We start from the raw sequence: 17,981 nt of genomic DNA, 5'->3' as shown, positions 1-17,981 counted from the left end.
CGACGTTTTTCTGCGTTTTCAGCGCTCTCACGACCGTCAGCGGCGCGTGCGAACGCGCGCGCGCCGCAGCGACGACCCGGCCGAACCCACACCACCGTGTCCGCAGAAATTCGAGTGCGACACGGTTGGGACGGACGCGCCGTGCGGGTCGCGGAGCGAATCCGAGGGGTAGAGCGTCAGCGCGGCGGTTTACCACCGAAGATACCCGCCGGTGGTATGCAGGTGGGATTGAACGGCTTAAATCCCGAATTCGGACGTTAGGAGCGCCCTAACCCCCCGAATAGACCGGTAAGTCGCTGCGAAATTAAATATATCCGGAACATACGAAAGGCCAACAGGAACCGGAACATGTGGCCGCTCGAGGTCCCGTGCAGGTGGGCACGAGGTGGGTCTGAGGCCGGTCCTGGGTAGAACAATGGATATCAAGAAATTCCTTAGCGAATCACGCGCAGTCTCGCCGGTCATCGGCGTCATCCTCATGGTCGCGATTACAGTCATCCTCGCGGCCGTCATCGGGACGTTCGTCCTCGGTCTCGGCGACCAGGTCGGCGACACCGCCCCGCAGGCGAGCTTCAGCTTCGAATACGATGACTCTGCAGACGAACTGACCATCACGCACGAAAGCGGTGACGCAATCAGCTTCGATGACCTGAGCGTGTCCGAAACTTCAGCTGCTGGCGTGAGCGATGAAACACTCGGCGATGCCAACAGTGACGGTAACATGAACGCTGGAGACACTATCGTCATCGAGTTCGACGCTGATCTCAGTGGCGGCGACGAAGTGCGCCTCGTCTGGACCTCCGAATCGGGCTCCAACTCTGCGACCCTGCAGAAGTACACCTACAACGCCTGAACGGTCCGCAGCGTCACAGCCAACGAACCTCAATTTTTTCGGATGTTACCCCGAGAGCGACGGTGCGCTCCGGTTCTGGTACGGAACACGCATGATACGTGAAACGTCTTCTCAGTACTAGTTTATATCCTCGGAGAACGTCAGACTATCTGTTAGGTTAGCAGGCAAGCGTTCGAGGACCGATTCGAATTTTTCTCAACGGTCGCCTCTCGTCCGGCACACCTAGGAGAAACAACTATGCAAATCAAGAGAATCTTCACAGAGTCCCGCGCAGTCTCGCCGGTCATCGGCGTCATCCTCATGGTCGCGATTACCGTCATCCTCGCGGCCGTCATCGGTACCTTCGTCCTCGGTCTCGGCGACCAAGTCGGCGATACCGCCCCGCAGGCGAGTTTCGCGTTCGACTATGACAACGACGGTGGTACAGTCAATGAAGCCCAAGTGACGATCACTCACGAATCCGGTAGCGCGATTGACGCCGCACGTCTCAAAGTGACTGTTGACGGGACTGAAGTCGATACTGCAGATTCAGGTGATGCCTTCGAGTTCAGACCTGCGGCAACTGATGGGTTTAGTGGAACGGTCTCCGCAGGGACAAGCGTAACTATCGAAAAGACGGCAGATAACAGCGACTGGGCCGGTGAAGTCATCCGCGTCGTCTGGACCTCCGAATCGGGTTCCAACTCCGCGACCCTGCAGAAGTCCACCGCGCCGAACTAACCGAGCGGTCTTCCACCGCGACTGACCGAAATCAGCATTTTTCAGGAATTAATGACACGCAGTTGTTCTGTGCACCCAGTATTGTATTTTTAGCACAAACTTATCCGTCCGCGGAGCGTACGCTCGGACAGAGACCCCATGCCCAGCGACCCGCCCGCCGTCGTCTACCTCCGCGAGCACCGCGAGGATATCGTCGACCTCGCGGCGGCGCTCGTCGGCCACGACACGCAGAACCCGCCGGGAGACACGCGGGAGCTCGCGTCGTGGGTCGAATCGTTCTTTTCCGAACTCGGTATCGATACCGAGCGCGTCGCCTCGAACCCGACGAAGCCGAACATCGTGGCGACGCTCCCGGGTGCGACAGACCGGACGCTCGTCCTGTTGGGGCACCTCGATACGGTCCCGTTCGAGCCCGGCGAGTGGACGCGCGACCCGCTCGGCGAGCGGGAGGGAAACCGGCTCTACGGGCGCGGCGCGACCGACATGAAGGGGGAAATCGCCGCGATGCTCGCGGTGGCGAAGGCGTACGTCGAAACCGGGACGGTGCCGGCGACGAACCTCGTGTTCGCGTTCGTCAGCGACGAGGAAATCGCCGGCGAGGCGGGGTTGCCGACGCTGCTGGACCGGCGCGGGCTCTCGGCCGACGCCTGCGTCATCGGCGAGACGACCTGCGAGGGCCACCGACACTCGGTGACCGTCGCCGACCGCGGGAGCATCTGGCTGGAGCTCGAAGCGACGGGGACCGCCGCCCACGGCTCCCGGCCGATGCTGGGCGAAAACGCGATTCACCGCCTCTACCGCGCAGTAAGCGACATCGAATCCGCACTCGGTGACAGGCGGTTCGAGTTCGACCCCGCGGTCCGGGCGCTCGTCGAGGAGTCCGCGGAGTACTACGCGCCGCGGTTCGGCGCGGACGCGGCGCGAGAGCTGTTCGAGCGGCCGTCGGTCAATCTGGGCGTCCTGTCGGGCGGCGACCGAGTGAACGTCGTCCCCGCCGCGGCGCGGGCGAAACTCGATATTCGCGTGACCGCTGGCGTCGACACGGAAACGATACTCGACGGTGTTCGGGAGGTGGTCGCCGGTCACGAAGGGGTCGAGATTGTCGACGCGGACTGGTCGGTCGGGACGTTCGAGGACCCCGACGGCCCGCTGGCGAACGCCGTGGGCTCGGTCGCCGAGGGCGTCACCGGCGGGCGCGTGTACCGCCGGAGCGCGACCGGCGGCGGCGACGCGAAACGGATGCGGAACGCGGGCGTCCCGACCGTCGAGTTCGGTCTGGGGACCGAGACGGCTCACGCGGCTGACGAGTTCACCACGGCCGGGGCGCTCGCCGGCAACGCCGAGGTGTACGCCCGACTCCCCGACGAGCTGTTGCGGCAATTCGATAGTGGTACCAGAACGTTTGATTCGACGGACGTGTCACCAGCAGGCACGACTCCTTCGCGACGCGGACGGCGAGAGAACAACTCACGATGACACCCGATAACGAACTATGACACCAGACGAACTCCGAACGACGATTCCGGCCCTCGACGACGTCACGTATCTCAACACCGGCGCGCACGGCCCGAGTCCGCGCCCCATCGTGGAGCGGGCGACCGAGTTCCTCGAATACCACGAGTACGACTCGCCGGGCGACGACGGCCCCTATCCGACCGCGTTCGACGCCTACGAGGCCGTCCGCGAGGACGTGGCCGCGTTTATCGGTGCCGAGACCGAGGAGGTGGCGCTGACCCAGAGCACTACCGACGGTATCAACCGAATCGCCACCGCACTCGACTGGGAACCGGGCGACGTGGTCGTCCGAACCGATCTCGAGCACCCGGCGGGCATCCTCCCGTGGCGACGACTCGAACAGGAGGGCGTCGAGGTCCGCGTCGTCGAGAGCGACGCGGGGCGACTCGATATGGACCAGTACGCCGAGGCCGTCGCCGACGCCGACCTCGTCTGTTTCAGCGCCCTGACGTGGAACTACGGGACGCGGCTCCCCGTGCGCGAACTCGCCGATATCGCCCGCGACGCCGGCGCGCTGTCGGTCGTCGACGCGGTCCAGTCGTTCGGCCAGTATCCCGTCGACGTGGAAGACTGGGGAGCAGATATCGTCGCCGGCGCGGGCCACAAGTGGCTGCTCGGGCCGTGGGGCGCGGGGTTCCTCTACGTCCGGCGCGAAATCGCGGAGGAAATCGAGCCACACGCCGTCGGCTACCGCGGCGTCACGGAGCCGAACGCCGACGGGCTCGACTTCGCGCCGGGAGCCAAGCGCTTCGAGGTCGGAACGACCAATCCCGCCCCGCACGTCGCGCTCCGAGAGGCTATCGACATCGCCGAGCGCGTCGGTCTCGACCGGACCGAAGCGCACATTCGCAATCTCGCGAGCCGGTTCATCGAGACCGTCCCAGAGGGGCGGCTGTTGAGCCCCCACGACCCGGAATCGGGGCTCGTCTCGTTCGAAGTCTCCGACCCGGAGGGGACGGTCGAGCGTCTCAAGTCGGCGGGCGTGGTCGTCCGGACGCTCCCCGAGCCGAAAGCGGTCCGCGCGTCGTTCCACAACTTCAACGACGAGTCGGACGTGGCGGCGCTTCGCGACGGACTCGACGGGGAGTGGTAGCTCCGTAGCTCGCGGGGGTGTCGAGAACGCGATTCGCGTGCGGTCGTTGACTCCCTCGCAGAATCTGCCTCGTCAGCGAACGTTCATATCCGGCGAGGGGGTACCCCTGAGTATGCATCCCACGGCACGCAACTTCGCCGACCAAGTACGCGATTCTCACGGGTTCGAAGTGACTATCGAGGAGTTTCCGGAGGGAACCAAGACGGCCGACGACGCGGCCGCGGCCGTCGGCTGCGACGTCGCCCAAATCGTCAAGAGCATCGTGATGCGCGTCGGCGACGAGACGGTTGTCGTCCTCACGAGCGGCGCGAACCGCGTCGACGAAGCCACGCTCGCCTCCGAGTTCGACGTCGAACGAGGCTCGGTTCGAAGCGCCAACCCCGGCGAGGTGAAGGAGGCGACCGGCTGGAGCATCGGCGGCGTGCCGCCGACCTGCCACGCGACCGACTGTCCCGTCCTCGCGGACCCGACGTTCGAGTCGTTCGACCGGATTTGGGCCGCCGCGGGAACGCCCGAGGCGGTGTTCCGACTCACGCCGGAGGACCTGCAGACACTGTCGGCGCCGCGATTCGTCGACGTGTTCGAGTGAGACGGGGGCGAAACGAGCGGACCTCCGGGAGGCGGTTCGCGCTCGCGCCCTCGTTCTATTTTGCCGGGCGCGACGAGAGCAACACCACTATGTCCGCTGTTCTGTTCTGTTCCGTTCCGTCGGTACTAATCGGGAATCGCTGGAGAGAAAACACGGGGCTATCGGGGAGCCACGGCTGGTTCGTCAGGCGAGATAAACTCTCCTTTCGGAGAAAATGATTACTGGATGTGGCCTTCGCGCCGGAGCTGGTCCGCGTCCTCGCCGGTGTATCGCCATTCGATGTTGGCTTTCTCGTCCTGCCAGTCCCACGGTTCGACGAGCACGACGTCGCCCTCGTTGATCCACGTGCGGTACTTCATGCGGCCGGGGATGCGGCCCATGCGGTTCTTTCCGTCTTCACAGCGGATTCGGACGTGATTGCCACCGTTGTGCTCTGTGACGACTGCGAACAGCTCGTTGTCGTTGGGCATTCGAAGGTTTCGACGCCCTTGATTTTCACTCACATTCTTGCTCGGGGACGGAGACGGATAACTTATCGGATACTCGTGATACCAAATGTCATGACGTTGAAATCGCGGTGGCGACGGGTTCGAACACCACGTTGTCCGCTGTTTTTGACAGACTGACCACGAGTAGGGAGTGGTTCGCGGTCACACACGACATAGTTTCGCCCGAGGCTTCATCTTGGGATACCGGTCGCAGTCGGTCATCACCGAGTCGTCGCTGAAGCGGTCGGACGCGTCGCGAGGGTTCGAGGATTCCCCGGGAACACCACTATGTCCGCAGTTGTTCGTCGTCTCAGCCCCTGCAAAGACGCTTTCTTCGAGTCGTGAGGTTCCTCCGAGCCACGGAGGACAGATATCGTCGGGGGACGAGGCGTTGGGAGACGAGGTGTCGGGAGACTGAGTCACCGCCACAGTATCACTGCTATCACCGCCGCGGTTGCCCACGTCCTTCTCGGTCACGTGTCCTCTCTCAGAGCGTTCATAGTCAAGCGGAGCGGGAAACGAGAGTCGAAAGTCGAGAGTACGGGTGTTCGGGTGAGCAGGCGAGCGAAGCAGTCGGGTCGGCCCGGTCGTGTGAGAACCGACGACGCGTGTGGTAATCGCTTCAGTACGCGTTCCGTGGGTATGACCTGGGAGTGGTTGATCGGAATTGGATTGACGTTCGATGGTTAGTGGTTGACACGGACACCACTTTGTCCGCTGTTCTTGGGGCGTGTGAACGGTAGGGACGAGGCGGTGCGAAACGGGGAACACTCACACCACTTTGTCCGCTGTTCTCGGTGTGAGACGGAACCCCCCGTCGCCGTGAACCGGTCCTTTACTGTCGGTTCCGTGCCGACCGATTTAGTTTAGTGGTGTAGAAGGGTGAATAAAATAAGTGTCCTCGTACAGCATTCATCTAGTACTCATACAGCAGTCATTCAACCATTATAATTGACTGTATTACGGACTTAGTTTAAACTATTGTGTATTAAATCTTTCTCTATATCAGAACACGCGGCTCCGTCCAGTTGTTCCACCGGTTACCTTCGTTTCCCAGAACAGCGGACAAAGTGGAGGGGGTGTGTCCCCGCCCGAGTATATAAAACACGAGAACAGCGGACACTCCGGACGCGGTGGTTTTATCAACGAAGTGGTCGAACCGTGGTAGTATGCCCCTATTCGAGCGGGACACCGAGATTTATCGGGACCGGGACGCCCTCCGCGAGGATTACCAACCCGAGGAACTCGTGGGGCGCGACGAGGAACTCCGTACCTTTCAGGCTGCGCTGCAACCGGTTATCAACGGCGAACAGCCCAACAATATCTTCCTCTACGGGAAGACCGGCGTCGGCAAGACCGCCGCGTCGCGGTACTTACTCGGGCACCTCCGCGAGGACGCGAGCCACTACGACGACATCGACCTCAGGGTCGTCTTCCTGAACTGCGACGGACTCACGAGTTCGTATCAGATCGCGACCCGACTCGTCAACGAGTTCCGGTCGGAGTCGAACCAGATTAGCACGACGGGCTACCCGCTCGGGTCCGTCTACGAGATGCTCTGGCAGGAGCTCGACGACTGCGGTGGGACGATAATCATCGTTCTCGACGAGATCGACCACGTCAACGACGACAGCATCCTCTATCAACTCCCGCGAGCGCGGGCCAACGGGAACCTCGACGCGGCCAAAGTCGGGCTCATCGGCATCTCCAACGACTTCTCGTTCCGTGACGACCTCTCGCCGAAGGTCAAAAGCTCCCTGTGCGAACAGGAGATTCACTTCCCCGCGTACAACGCGAAGAACCTCCGCGCCATCCTCGAACAGCGCGCCAAGGTTGCGTTCCGCGAGGGCGTCCTCGCCGACGAGGTGATTCCGCTCTGTGCCGCCTACGGCGCGAAAGACGCCGGCGACGCCCGCCAGTCGATCGACCTGTTGATGAAAGCCGGCGACTTAGCCCGCGACGACGACACCGACCGCATCGAGGAAGAGCACGTGAAACGCGGTCGGCGCGCCCTCGAGCGCGGCCGCATCAAAGAGGGAATCAACGGGCTGACCGAACACGGTCACCTCGTCCTCTATTCGCTTCTGACGCTCGAACTGGAAGACGAGACGCCGATTCGCTCTCGGGACGTCCGCCCCCGCTACACCCGCTTTACCGAACTCGCCAACCGCGACCCGCTCGTCCCGCGACGGATGCGCGACCACCTCAGCGAGCTCGCGATGCTCGGAATCGTCTCCGTCACCGAGCGAAACGAGGGTCGACGCGGCGGGACGTACCGCGAGTACGCCCTCGATATGGACGTCGGGCTCATCGTCTCGGCCATGCGCGACACCATCGAACTCGTGGGCGTCCACGAGACGGTCGAACCCTTCCTCGACGGCGAGAAGACGAGCACGCTCGACGATTTCATCCAGCAGTAGGTGACCCGACTGAGATTACTGCGGACATGATGGTGTTAGTCTCGAACCAACCCCCGTCAGAACGGCTCTCTGCCGTGTTTTGGAGGCGGTTGTGACTTCGACTCGTTCCTCAAAAGCATGCGTTCGTTCGGATTCGCCGGCCGATTTCGTTACCGGTTTCCGGCCGTTCGGAACACCACGATGTCCGCAGTAAATCGGCTATTTTCGCCGCTTGTTCGAACAGCGGACAGTGTGGTGTTCCCAACTTACGCGACCGGCTATTCACCAGGTAGCGGCCATCTCCGTGGCTCGCCAGCGGTACAACAGCGGACATACCGGTGTTCGGTGTCGCGTCTTTCCACGTTCGAACGCGACGTTCACTCCGCGTCTGCGACAACAGCGGACGCCGCGGTGCTCAGCCGTCGTTTTCTCCGCTCCGCTGTCGATTGTCACCGTGCGTTTCGATAACCGGGCCGCGGACTGTCGGTCTCGAACACCACACTGTCCGCTGTTCTCCGGACGTTCGAGCCGGTTTTGTTCGACTCTTCGGCTTCTCACTCCTCGCGAGTTTCGAGGACGGCGTCGGCGATTTCCTCGGGGTACTCGGCGGCGACGCGGACGAGCGCGTCGTGGAACTCCCGGCCGGTCAGGTCGCGCACGTCGTATTCTCGGCGGAGGTGCGATTCGACTTCGAACTCGGCGTCGTCCAGTCGGTCGAGCGTCGCGGTCCGGACGTAGATGCTCTTCGCGGTCGTCGCCTCGAACTCGAACGCCGGACCGCCCGCTGCCTCCGTCGCCTGCTCCGTCTCGCCGGCGCTTTCCGCGCCGTCTTCCTCCGCGGTCGACTCGGCCGGCTCTCCGGGCTCGTCGCGTTCGCTGCTCTCGCCCGCGTCGTCGCTCTCGCTCGCTTCGCCTGACTCCGACTCCGAGGCGGTTTCGGGGTTCGAGTCGGGCGCAGCGTCGCCCTCGGACTCGGCTTCGACCGCTGGTTCGGGGGCTGACTTCTCGGACCCGTCGGAAGCTTCTTCGTCGGGGGTCTGCTCGTCGTCGAGTTCCGTCTCTGGTTCCGATTCGGATTCGGATTCCATCGCCTCGCCGAGGCCGGCGAACCGGTTTTCCTTAGGCATCGTCGGTCCCTCCGCGCTCGACGATTTCCGCGAGTTGGTCGAGTCGGTCGAGCATGTCGTTCGACGGGTCGTACTCCCGGAGGGTTTTCCCGTCGCGCCAGGCGCGACTGAACGCGATTCGGTGTCTGATTCCCGGCCCCTTGGAGTCGGGGTCGTCGAACAGCTCCGAGCGGGCGAACGGGGGGATAAACTGCTCGAAGGGGGAATCTTCGAGGTCGCGGATGATGCGCTTTTCCTCGTTGTTTCCGGTGAGGTCGTTGGGGACGATAGCGAGAATGTCGAGGTCGACCTCGCGGCGAATCGGCCCGATCTGTTGTTCGAACATCCGCTCGAAGCCGCTCACGCTCGGCTCGCTCATGAGGAGCGGAACGACGACGTTCCCGGTTCCGATGAGCGCCGCGTCGGACAGCGGGCCGAGGCTCGGCGGCGAGTCGATGACGATGTAGTCGTAGTCGTCGTCCAACAGCGGGTCGACGATTCGGCGGCGGACCCAGAGCACGCCGAACGTCGAGTTCCGGACTCGGTCTTCGATGTCGTCGAGGTCGACGTGGGCGGGAAGCACGTCGAAGCCCTCGCGGCCGCGTATCACTTCGCGCACGTCCACGGGCTCGTCGTCGGTCAGCACGTCGCCGACGTTCGGCTCCGACGACTCGTAGGCGTCTTTCATCCCGACGCCCTCGGTCGCGTTCCCCTGCTGGTCGAGGTCGACTAAGAGCACGTCGTTCCCCCGCGCGGCGAGCGCGTCGGCGAGGTTGATGGCAATCGTCGTCTTTCCGACGCCGCCTTTCTGGAGGGAGACGCTCACGGCTCGCGACATCTATCGGGCCTCCTGCGGAGCGCGATGTTCACAAATTGTACACAGTCTACGCTGTGTCTGCTGTTTGAGCGGTGCAAACTCCGTTTGAACTGTGGACTGTGCGGACATTTGAGGGACTTGACCGGACCTTCCGCGGCGTACCACATAATTTTATCCACGACTTTTGAACCGTTGGGACTGCTTCTACATTCTATAATTTCCACAATGTCTACAAATTTTAAAAATTGTGAACTGTCGCCTGTCGGTGACCGGTGATTCGTCCGCGCTCTCGGTTTGTGAACGGTTTCAGCTTCGTCCGAGGCGTTCGGTTTCCGAACATCGCTCGCGTTCTGCGAAGCTTTCACACTGTGCGAATCTTTCGCGGTGTAGACTCCTTCAACACTCTACAACCGTTACAATCCGTACAAATTCCACAATTTGTACAATTTCTGCACGGTTCGAGACTCGTAAGCGGTGCAGACTTCCCAGACGGTTTCAGATTCGTCCACCGTTCGAACCGTTTGGGCTGCTTCGGAAGTTCGCACTCTCTTCGCTGTCTCCACTGCGCTCGAAGTTCACGCTCTCCTCGCAGTCCGCACTGTCACCGCGGTTTACACCCTCCTCGCAGTCCGCCCGGTGTCGACTGTGCGAACTCCGTTCCGACCGTCGCGCGATTCGAACCGAACCGAAGAAAGCGACATTCAGCGTCTCTCGTCCGCAGATACTGCGGACACAGTGGTGTTGTCCGCCGTCTCGGTTCAGTTGGCGAGTTTGTCGGCGAACTTCTCGCGGACCTTCTCGATTTTCGGGCTCGCGTGGAACTGGCAGTACGCGTCGTTGGGGTTCTTTTCGAAGTAGTCCTGGTGGTACTCCTCGGCCTCGTAGAACGTCTCTAACGGGGCCAACTCCGTGACGACCTTGTCGTCGTACTCCTCGTCGAGGGCTTCGACGTAGGCGGACGCCTGTCGCTCCTGTTCGTCGTCGTGATAGAGGACGATAGAGCGGTACTGCGTTCCCACGTCGGGGCCCTGTCGGTTGAGCTGTGTCGGGTCGTGGACCGCGAAGAACACCTCGAGCAGTTCGTCGTAGCCGACGGCCGCGGGGTCGTACTCCACCTGCACGACCTCGGCGTGGCCGGTGTTCCCCGAACAGACCTGCTCGTAGCTCGGATTCTCCGTCTTCCCGCCGGCGTAACCCGACGTGACTTCGCTGATTCCGTCGAGTTCCTTGAACGCGGCTTCGACGCACCAGAAACAGCCGCCGCCGAACGTCGCAGTCTGTGTGCTTCCCATAGGCCCGGTTACGTCGCCGAGGAATTAAGCCCCGCGGCGGGGGCAGTCGCGGCCGAGGGCTGGCGCTCGCCGACGACCGCCGACCCACGCCGGCGCTCCGGCGAGCGAGCCCCGGACGCGTCCGTTGGTTTTCCCGGCCGGAGTGTACCCGAAGCCAACATTTAACCGCCCCGTCTGTCAGCAATTACTATGGAAGATGTATTCGTCGCGAGGCTCATGTCCACGACCCTCCACACGGTCACCCCAGACACGCTCGTCGAAGACGCGGCGCAGTTGATACTGGACAACAACATCAGCTCGGTCATCGTCGTCGACGAGGACAACCGACTCGAAGGCATCCTGACGACGACCGACTTCGTCGACATCGTCGCGAAGAGCCAGCCGAAAGCGCAGACGACCGTCGAGCGCTACATGACCACCGACGTGATTACCGCGGGAGCGCAGGACTCCATCGTCACCGTCGCGGAGTCGATGACCGAACACGGCTTTCACCACATGCCCGTCGTCGACGACGAGGAGGGCGTCATCGGGATGATCACTACCTCGGACCTCGCGGCCTACCTCTCGCAGACCGGACAGCTGGCGCGGTCGTAACGCGGTCTTTTCCCTGCCGGTAACTCCGCGTTACTCCACCTGTTCGGAGAGGCTCTCGACGACACTCGCCAGCCGCGGGTCCGTCGCGTGGCCGTGGTGGACCGCCAGGGGCGAGACGCTCACCTCGCCGTCGACCATCGCGCGGCGGTCGCTCCCGACCGGATAGCGGTCGCGGTGTTCGTCGCCGAGCGGGAACGGGTTCTCGAAGCCGACGGCGTCGGGCCACGAAACGTCTTGGAGCCGGACGTAGACCTCGTCGTCGTCGAGGCCGCCTTCGCGGTCGCCGTCCGGGAGCGCGCCGGCGTCGGCGTGGTGGTCGACCTGCTGGTCGTAGTCCGCGAAGGGGCGGGTCACGCGCATCCGTGGACTCGGAACGTCGGCGGGAGCGTTGACGTTCAGGAGGTCGACCTCGTCGAACACGTCGGTTCCGAAGACGCGCTCGGTCAGCGCGCGGGCGACCCGGGCGGGGCGGGAGAAGTCGTACTCCTCGGGCGGGTGGCAGAAGAAGTCCCGCGCGTGGTAGCCGGAGACGGCGATGGCGGGCGTCCCGAGGAACGCGGCCTCGACGCCCGCGCCGACGGTCCCCGACCGGCCGACGACGTAGTTGCCCGCGTTCGGACCGTCGTTGATACCGGAGACGACGATATCGAAGTCGGCGTCGAGGCCGCGGAGCCCGTAGGCGACGCAGTCCGCGGGGGTCCCTTCGAGGGCGTACCCCCACGGGTGGTCGCGGCGGACCGCGTGTTCGTTGCGGGCGCGGCCGACGCCGCTTTGATTCTCGGCGGGCGCGACGACGGTCACGTCGCCGACGGCGGTGAGTTCCTCGCGCATGGCGGCGATGCCGGGCGCGTCGATGCCGTCGTCGTTGGTGAGGAGGATTCGGAGCGGAGACGAGGAATCGGTCATCTACTCGGGAATTTCTGTCGGTCGCCGTAGCTATTCCGGATTCGGACCCGGAGGCGTATTCGACCGCCGCGTCGCCGTCGGCAGCGGGTCGTACTCCACGTCGTCGATAGTCGCCCGCCAGTACGGCAGGTCGACCCACGGGAGGTTCCACGCAACCTCGGCCGCCGCGGGCACGCGAACCCCGTTCACTTCGCGGTAGTCGCTGAACTGTCCCGTCCACGGGCACCGTTCGTACTCGCCGTCTCCCGTGTCGCGCCACCGGTCCGCGGTGACGCGCGCTACCTCGTCGTTCTCGTCGAAGTGGAACACGACGGTCGTGGTCGAGCCGCGGTGGGCGAGCGTCGCCCGAGCCGAGCGGTCGTTTCTCGGCTCCCACCTGACGCCGTGGCCGGGGAGGAACGCGGTCGGGAACCAGACCATCTCGGAGAGGTAGCGGGCGAGTTCGCCCTCGTCCAACTCCGGCGACCGCGGGGCGTCCGCGACGGTGACCACCGAAAGTAGTTTCGCCTCCAGCGACCCCGAACCGCCGACGAAGGCGTCGACGACTCGAATCGGAAGGAACGGCGCGAGGTCGATTCGGGCGTCCCAGACGAACCCCGGCGGGTCGACGGTGTAGTGTTGGGTCGCGGTCATCGATTTCCACGGCGAGTCCGCGTCGCCGAGCCTGAACGCCCCCGTCTGGCGGAGCCGGACCGACTGAACCCGGCGGGACTCGTCCGGTAGCACGCGTTCGAGATACCGGCGAACTGGGGCGGGCAGGTCGCTGAGGTCGGCCTCGTCGAGCGCCTCGCCGTTCCCGCTGTCGTCCGTGGTCGTTTCGGCGTGTTCTCGCTGGAGTACGTCGAGCAGTCGCGCGGCCGTATCGTCGGCTCGCGCCCGAACCGCGGCGAGGAGAGCGCCGACGGCAAGAACACCGACGACAAGCGCGATGCCGAGTTGTCCGAAGGTTCGCGTCCGTGACATACCGGACGATACGCGAGAGACGGATATGAGTCTCGTCGTGACTCTCACGGACTGACACTGACCGCCTTCGGGCCGCGGGCGAACCGTCGCTAACGGCGCCTCCCACCGGACTTCTGTCAACGGTTCGTCCACAAAATCGAGATACTCACGAACGCGTGAATATAATTCAAACGATGACTTTATGTAATTAAGTTCGTACTAACGAACGAATGCGCACCGAACCGATGCGGCCGGCACGCCGGGCACCCGCCGACATCGCGGTTAATCTCCCGTTAATTCGTCTGTTTTCGGCAGATTCGACTCCGTCGTGGTCGACGGCTCCTCGGTCTTCGACCGCCACGACGGCCGCGAGCGATTCGGGTTGTCGCCTCCGCCGGTCCGCCTTCTCTACTCGCCGTCGTACGTCCTCGAGAGCGCGCCCCGACTGTCACGCCGACCGACCCGTCTCCCCAAGCGAGGTGGGCGTTGCGTGAGCCACGTCGGTGAGACCGACGACGTGCCGTGGGACGACGTGGGCTTCGTCATCAGCTCTCGCTACCGGGTCTCGGTCCTCGATCGGCTCTCCGAGGGGCCGGCGACGCCGACGCAAATCGCCACCGACTCCGAGAGCGCGGTCGCTCACGTCTCGCGGGCGCTGCAGGAACTCAGAGACCGCTCGCTCGTGGAACTGCTCGTCCCGGAACAGCGTCGAAAAGGGCGTGTGTACGGCATCACCGACGACGCCGAGAACATCTGGGACGTCATCCAGACACAGCAGATGACGTGAGCGCGGCCGTCTCGCAGTTTTCTCACGGACGGTGCGGCGCGTCGTGCGACCCGGTAACTACTTCGTCGCGATTCGCTCCGTCCCCTTGTTCAGGAGCTGGTAGGTCCGCTTGGCGAGGTTCATCCCGACGCCGGTCGACTCGACGACGTAGTACGGGACGAGTTCGCCGCCGAACTTCGATTTGTAGTTGCAGAGCCGCTCCGTGTTCGCGCCGACGAGGTCGTACTTCGTGACCGACGCGAGCGCCTCGTCCTCGACGATGTCCTCGATGATGGTCCAGTGGAGCAGGCTGTTGATGCTGACGCCGTCGTACTCGCCGCGTGCGCCGCCGAGCCAGAAGTAGCCCACCTCGTCCGAGAAGGGGACGATCATCCCGCTGAGGTACTCGCCGTCGGGGCCGCGGGCGACGTACACGCGACACCGGTCGCCGAGGTTCTCGACCAGCGACTCGACGAACTCCCACGGCATTCCGAACGGTTCGTCCTGTTCGTCGTACCGAGAGACCACGTCGTCGTAGACGACGCGAGCGCCGTCGAGCCCCTCGTCCGCGATGGTGATGTCGAGTTCGCGCGCCTGCCGAATCTCCCGGCGGAGGCTGCTGCTGAACTGGGCCTGTATCTCGTCGAGCGAGCGCCCGCCGAGGTCGAGCCGGTAGGTAAAGGAGGGCTTGACCGCGAAGCCGGTCCATTCGAACGGGCGGGGGTCGAGGTACGCCGGCGAACAGAGCAGGCGGACGAACGTCCGGTTCGAGCGGATGCCGAGCTCCTCGACCACGAGGTCGGCGAACTCGCGGTTCACCGACTCGTAGGCGCTCTGTTTCGGGCTGTTCGGCATCATCACGGGGCCGATGTAGGGAATCGCCATCGACGGCGGCGGCGAGACGACGACCCGCCCGAGGGGGTTGCGGCGGACGAACGTCGGGAACAGCGCGACCGGTTCTTGGCCCTTGAAGACGCCGAACAGGTGCATTTCGCCGTCGAAGTGCTCGTCGATGGCGGCGAGCACCGCGGGGGTGTGGAAGACTTCGGTGCCGGACGAGGGGAGCGCGTCGCCCCACTCGTCGAGGCTCAGGGTTTCGATACGGAGTTGTGACATGTGTCGTGGTCGTGTGATTGGATGGTCGTCGGGCGGTACGTCGGGCGGGTCGTCACCGGTGGAGGAACCCCGAGACGAGTCGCGACGGGAGGCTCGTCCCGTTTCCCCGGGACAGCATCTCGATGCCGGGTCCGAGGCGGCTCTTGTACAGGTGCGCGATGGTTCTGACCGGGAGCGCGCCGTGCTCGATTTGGTAGAACGTGACGAGTTCGGGGTTGTACTTGCTCTTGTAGCGGTTGAGCCGGCGGTTGTTCGCGCCGACGAGGTCGTATCGGCGCATCCCGGCGGCCATGCCGTCGCGCATGATGCGCCAGTCCAGCAGGTCGTTCACGTCGATGCCGAAGTCCCGCTGGGGCCGGACGCCGCCGAGCCAGCGGTAGAGCGTGTCCCCGTACTGGAGGACGAGAATCCCGCTCACGAACGTCCCGTCGTACCGGAAGACGTAGGGCCGGACCTGCCCCGCCGGGAGCGAGTCGTACAGGTCCATGACGAACTGCGGCGGCACGTCGAACGACAGGTCCTGTTCCTCGTAGCGGTCTTTGACCAGCCTGAGAATCGAACAGATGTCGTCGCGGTCGCCCTCCTCGATACCCGAGACGAGCTTTCGACCGTCGCGGATGTTCCGTCGGGCGCTCCGGCTGAACGACATGAGGAGGTCCTCTTCGCCCCGGGTCAGGTCGACGTTGTAGGTGTACTTCGGCGACACGTCGCAGCCGCCCCACAGGAACGTCCGCATGTCGGTGTAGTAGTCACCGACGCGGACGTGCGTGTAGTTCGGGCCGATGTGTTCACCTATCCACTCGGTGCAGCCGTCGATGAACTGGTTGCGACGGCGCTCGAACTTCCGGCTCTTGATGTTGCCGGCGTCGAGCATCACGGGCCCGAGATAGGGGACGCCGATGTGCGGCGGCGGCGAGAACGCCGTCTTGACCAGTCCCTTCCGAATCTCGAAGACGGGGAACAGGCCGACCGGTTCCTCGGTTTTGAAGCCGACGAGCAGGTGGAGCTTCGAGTTCGAGTACTTCGCCTGGAGCCGCAGCGCCTCGTACTGGTGAAAGAGGCTCGCTTGACTCGACCGCTCGACGTACGTGTCCCACTCGTCGCGGTCGCGGTGGTCGAACTCGGTAATCTCGATGGTCATGGGCTGAGGGGTGAAGGGAGTTCGTACTGCGCCCGTTGCCACCGACAACGCCGGCTGCGGTCGACGCATCCGGTCCGCTCGGCCCGACCGTACCGACCGAAATCAGCCGAATCGCCGGCCGACGCGGCAGCCCCGTAAATCGACCCGCGATTCGGTCGGGCCGCGTCGGCGTGTATCATTCGAAAAGACATTCTCGAACTACTGTGACGGTAGGATGGGGATTTGTTATGAAGCGACTAGCCGGCGTTCGCGCCGGCCTGCTCCCCGTCAGGGGCGCTCTGCCGCCGCTCGTAGGCGCTCGATACCGTCGGCGTCGATGCCGTAGCCGTGCGTCGGTTCGCCGGTGATTCTGGTGGCGACGTACTCGGCGATGGCGTAGGCCATCCACGCTTGGCACCACCGCATGAGCGTCATGCGCTTGGTGTAAAAGCGGTGTTTGCGGAAGTAGAACCGACCTTCCGACGGGACGTACATGTTCGCGAGCGCCCAGTCGATGGCGCGCTCGGCGCGGTCGTACTGCCCGGCGTAGGTGAACACGAGGATGCCCTGCGCCGTCGCGTGGATGTCCCGCGGGTAGGGGTGCTCCTCGTCGAAGTTGGGCGCGCCGTCCTCGTCGAACAGCTCGCGGGCGTAGAAGTCGAGGCCGCGTTCGAGCGTCTCGTCGTACCGACCGCTGCCGACGAGCTGCTCGTAGCGCTGGAAGCACTCGACGATGAAGCCGTTGTGGTGGTTGTCCATCGAGAGGTGCGAGGCGCTCGCGGGCTCGCGGTAGTACCACCCGCCGCGGTCGGTCTGCTTCGACGCGACGAAGTCGTACACCTTCTCGGCGCGTTCGAGCAGTTCCTCGTCGCCGAAGTGGTCGTACAGCTCGACGAACAGCCGCGCCCCGATGGCAAGCGCGTTGAGGGTGTAGCTGTCCTTCGGGTGCGAGAGGTAGTAGTCCATGACCGCACCGTCGTCCTTCGGCCGGTAGTTGAGGTCGTCGAGCATCACGTCGACGGCGGTCTTAGCGATGTCCGGGTAGTCCGGGTCGAACTCCCGTCCCGCGAGGAGCGCCTTGACGCCGTAGGACGTGGAGACGATGTTCGGCGAGTGGGGAATCCCCGACCGCGGGCCGTTGCGACCGGAGATGTGCTGGATGACGTGGCGGTGGCTGCCGGCGAAACCGCTGTAGCCCTTGGCCTGGTTTTCGACGAGCCACTCGGTCAGCGATTCCGCGTCGTCGCGGTACGTCTCCGCCGGGCGGTCCCCGTCGAACCACTCGGCCAACTGGGCGCGGGTCCGGTTCGCCATGGCGAACAGCGTGATGCCCTTGAAGTTCCGTCGCTGTTCGACGAGGAACAGCGGGCGGACGTTGACGGGCGAGCGCTTGATGAACTCCTGGACCGCGAGGTTGAACCAGCGGTTGTCGATGGGGACCGACAGCAGGAGCCTGCTGCTCATGCCGTCGCCGTAGTCCCAGCCCTTGTAGTCGCGTTCGCGGGCGTAGTCGAGCACGTCGTCGAGCACGTCGACGTACCGCTGGAGTCGCTCCGTGTCGGCGTCGGTGTCGCCGTCGCGGCGATACTGTGTCTTCGATGGTGGATTCATGATATAGAATAGCCTCTCTGAGGGGTATTGGCTGTCCGAGAGGTAGCCCGCTGG

General features: G+C 64.0%; 18 protein-coding genes. 8 read left to right on the top strand and 10 right to left on the bottom strand.

The annotated features are described in order from the left end of the window. Positions 1-415 precede the first annotated feature (415 nt). The 5 genes from C454_RS18755 to C454_RS18735 all read left to right on the top strand — a co-directional run bounded on the left by C454_RS18755 (position 416) and on the right by C454_RS18735 (position 4,770). Positions 416-853 (top strand): type IV pilin, encoded by a 438-nt coding sequence (locus tag C454_RS18755; protein WP_004978088.1) that lies wholly within the window; start codon positions 416-418, stop codon positions 851-853. 237 nt (positions 854-1,090) lie between these two features. Next, positions 1,091-1,573, top strand: coding sequence for a type IV pilin (locus tag C454_RS18750; protein ID WP_004978086.1), 483 nt, complete (start codon positions 1,091-1,093; stop codon positions 1,571-1,573). A 138-nt stretch (positions 1,574-1,711) separates the two neighbouring features. Then, entirely contained in the window at positions 1,712-3,049 is a 1,338-nt protein-coding gene (locus C454_RS18745; RefSeq protein WP_004978084.1) for a M20 family metallopeptidase, read from the top strand. 16 nt (positions 3,050-3,065) lie between these two features. Further along, on the top strand, positions 3,066-4,181 hold the full coding sequence (locus C454_RS18740; RefSeq protein WP_004978080.1) for an aminotransferase class V-fold PLP-dependent enzyme: 1,116 nt from the start codon (positions 3,066-3,068) through the stop codon (positions 4,179-4,181). Positions 4,182-4,293: 112 nt separating this feature from the next. Beyond that, positions 4,294-4,770 carry a YbaK/EbsC family protein gene (locus C454_RS18735; protein WP_004978079.1) on the top strand — a complete coding sequence of 159 codons (477 nt, stop codon included), beginning with the start codon at positions 4,294-4,296 and terminating at the stop codon, positions 4,768-4,770. 218 nt (positions 4,771-4,988) lie between these two features. Here C454_RS18735 and eif1A read toward each other — a convergent pair whose 3' ends face one another. Both eif1A and C454_RS20475 read right to left on the bottom strand, forming a co-directional pair. After that, the gene (gene eif1A, locus C454_RS18730) at positions 4,989-5,273 is read right to left on the bottom strand and encodes a translation initiation factor eIF-1A (RefSeq protein ID WP_013035036.1); all 285 of its coding nucleotides are present in this window, start codon (positions 5,271-5,273) and stop codon (positions 4,989-4,991) included. Positions 5,274-5,420: 147 nt separating this feature from the next. Further along, the gene (locus tag C454_RS20475; RefSeq protein WP_147299501.1) at positions 5,421-5,735 is read right to left on the bottom strand and encodes a hypothetical protein; all 315 of its coding nucleotides are present in this window, start codon (positions 5,733-5,735) and stop codon (positions 5,421-5,423) included. Between the two features lie 692 nt (positions 5,736-6,427). Here C454_RS20475 and C454_RS18725 point away from each other — a divergent pair. Further along, positions 6,428-7,678 carry an orc1/cdc6 family replication initiation protein gene (locus tag C454_RS18725; RefSeq protein WP_004978076.1) on the top strand — a complete coding sequence of 417 codons (1,251 nt, stop codon included), beginning with the start codon at positions 6,428-6,430 and terminating at the stop codon, positions 7,676-7,678. Positions 7,679-8,211: 533 nt separating this feature from the next. Here C454_RS18725 and C454_RS18720 read toward each other — a convergent pair. The 3 genes from C454_RS18720 to msrA all read right to left on the bottom strand — a co-directional run bounded on the left by C454_RS18720 (position 8,212) and on the right by msrA (position 10,872). Further along, on the bottom strand, positions 8,212-8,784 hold the full coding sequence (locus C454_RS18720; RefSeq protein ID WP_004978074.1) for a hypothetical protein: 573 nt from the start codon (positions 8,782-8,784) through the stop codon (positions 8,212-8,214). Then, positions 8,777-9,601, bottom strand: coding sequence for a ParA family protein (locus C454_RS18715; protein WP_004978071.1), 825 nt, complete (start codon positions 9,599-9,601; stop codon positions 8,777-8,779). Before C454_RS18715 ends, C454_RS18720 begins: the two co-directional genes overlap by 8 nt. Positions 9,602-10,338: 737 nt before the next feature. Further along, positions 10,339-10,872 carry a peptide-methionine (S)-S-oxide reductase MsrA gene (gene msrA, locus C454_RS18710; RefSeq protein WP_004978068.1) on the bottom strand — a complete coding sequence of 178 codons (534 nt, stop codon included), beginning with the start codon at positions 10,870-10,872 and terminating at the stop codon, positions 10,339-10,341. Between the two features lie 189 nt (positions 10,873-11,061). On the opposite strand from msrA, the gene C454_RS18705 reads away from it, so the two are divergent. Continuing rightward, a complete protein-coding gene (locus C454_RS18705; RefSeq protein WP_042665409.1) occupies positions 11,062-11,466 on the top strand; it encodes a CBS domain-containing protein in 405 nt (134 codons plus the stop codon). Between the two features lie 30 nt (positions 11,467-11,496). Here the strand turns inward: C454_RS18705 and surE are convergent, their stop codons facing one another. Together surE and C454_RS18695 are read right to left on the bottom strand one after the other, a co-directional pair. Beyond that, complete coding sequence (gene surE, locus C454_RS18700; RefSeq protein WP_004978064.1) at positions 11,497-12,372, bottom strand: 5'/3'-nucleotidase SurE; 876 nt, start codon at positions 12,370-12,372, stop codon at positions 11,497-11,499. Positions 12,373-12,402: 30 nt separating this feature from the next. Then, the gene (locus tag C454_RS18695; protein WP_004978061.1) at positions 12,403-13,335 is read right to left on the bottom strand and encodes a DUF6544 family protein; all 933 of its coding nucleotides are present in this window, start codon (positions 13,333-13,335) and stop codon (positions 12,403-12,405) included. 469 nt (positions 13,336-13,804) lie between these two features. Between C454_RS18695 and C454_RS18690 the strand changes: the two genes are divergently transcribed. Further along, positions 13,805-14,101 (top strand): winged helix-turn-helix domain-containing protein, encoded by a 297-nt coding sequence (locus C454_RS18690; protein WP_049905314.1) that lies wholly within the window; start codon positions 13,805-13,807, stop codon positions 14,099-14,101. A 57-nt stretch (positions 14,102-14,158) separates the two neighbouring features. Here the strand turns inward: C454_RS18690 and C454_RS18685 are convergent, their stop codons facing one another. The 3 genes from C454_RS18685 to C454_RS18675 form a co-directional block, all read right to left on the bottom strand. Continuing rightward, positions 14,159-15,196 (bottom strand): lipid II:glycine glycyltransferase FemX, encoded by a 1,038-nt coding sequence (locus C454_RS18685; protein ID WP_004978056.1) that lies wholly within the window; start codon positions 15,194-15,196, stop codon positions 14,159-14,161. A gap of 52 nt (positions 15,197-15,248) precedes the next feature. After that, positions 15,249-16,337, bottom strand: coding sequence for a lipid II:glycine glycyltransferase FemX (locus C454_RS18680; protein WP_004978054.1), 1,089 nt, complete (start codon positions 16,335-16,337; stop codon positions 15,249-15,251). 267 nt (positions 16,338-16,604) lie between these two features. Beyond that, positions 16,605-17,927 (bottom strand): hypothetical protein, encoded by a 1,323-nt coding sequence (locus tag C454_RS18675; RefSeq protein ID WP_004978049.1) that lies wholly within the window; start codon positions 17,925-17,927, stop codon positions 16,605-16,607. Between the last annotated feature and the right edge of the window lie 54 nt (positions 17,928-17,981).

The organism is Haloferax gibbonsii ATCC 33959 (genome assembly GCF_000336775.1).
Classification (GTDB): domain Archaea; phylum Halobacteriota; class Halobacteria; order Halobacteriales; family Haloferacaceae; genus Haloferax; species Haloferax gibbonsii.
The sequence above is the reverse complement of the archived record's forward strand: the minus strand, read 5'-3'. Positions and strand labels throughout refer to the sequence as shown.

Bases quoted from the DNA above. Each gene is read 5' to 3' on its own strand.
- C454_RS18715 (WP_004978071.1), bottom strand. From the start codon at position 9,601: ATGTCGCGAGCCGTGAGCGTCTCCCTCCAGAAAGGCGGCGTCGGAAAG.
- C454_RS18720 (WP_004978074.1), bottom strand. From the start codon at position 8,784: ATGCCTAAGGAAAACCGGTTCGCCGGCCTCGGCGAGGCGATGGAATCC.
- C454_RS18675 (WP_004978049.1), bottom strand. From the start codon at position 17,927: ATGAATCCACCATCGAAGACACAGTATCGCCGCGACGGCGACACCGAC.
- C454_RS18740 (WP_004978080.1), top strand. From the start codon at position 3,066: ATGACACCAGACGAACTCCGAACGACGATTCCGGCCCTCGACGACGTC.
- C454_RS18755 (WP_004978088.1), top strand. From the start codon at position 416: ATGGATATCAAGAAATTCCTTAGCGAATCACGCGCAGTCTCGCCGGTC.
- C454_RS18685 (WP_004978056.1), bottom strand. From the start codon at position 15,196: ATGTCACAACTCCGTATCGAAACCCTGAGCCTCGACGAGTGGGGCGAC.
- msrA (WP_004978068.1), bottom strand. From the start codon at position 10,872: ATGGGAAGCACACAGACTGCGACGTTCGGCGGCGGCTGTTTCTGGTGC.
- C454_RS18735 (WP_004978079.1), top strand. From the start codon at position 4,294: ATGCATCCCACGGCACGCAACTTCGCCGACCAAGTACGCGATTCTCAC.
- C454_RS18725 (WP_004978076.1), top strand. From the start codon at position 6,428: ATGCCCCTATTCGAGCGGGACACCGAGATTTATCGGGACCGGGACGCC.
- surE (WP_004978064.1), bottom strand. From the start codon at position 12,372: ATGACCGATTCCTCGTCTCCGCTCCGAATCCTCCTCACCAACGACGAC.
- C454_RS18745 (WP_004978084.1), top strand. From the start codon at position 1,712: ATGCCCAGCGACCCGCCCGCCGTCGTCTACCTCCGCGAGCACCGCGAG.
- C454_RS18695 (WP_004978061.1), bottom strand. From the start codon at position 13,335: ATGTCACGGACGCGAACCTTCGGACAACTCGGCATCGCGCTTGTCGTC.
- C454_RS18750 (WP_004978086.1), top strand. From the start codon at position 1,091: ATGCAAATCAAGAGAATCTTCACAGAGTCCCGCGCAGTCTCGCCGGTC.
- C454_RS18705 (WP_042665409.1), top strand. From the start codon at position 11,062: ATGGAAGATGTATTCGTCGCGAGGCTCATGTCCACGACCCTCCACACG.
- C454_RS18680 (WP_004978054.1), bottom strand. From the start codon at position 16,337: ATGACCATCGAGATTACCGAGTTCGACCACCGCGACCGCGACGAGTGG.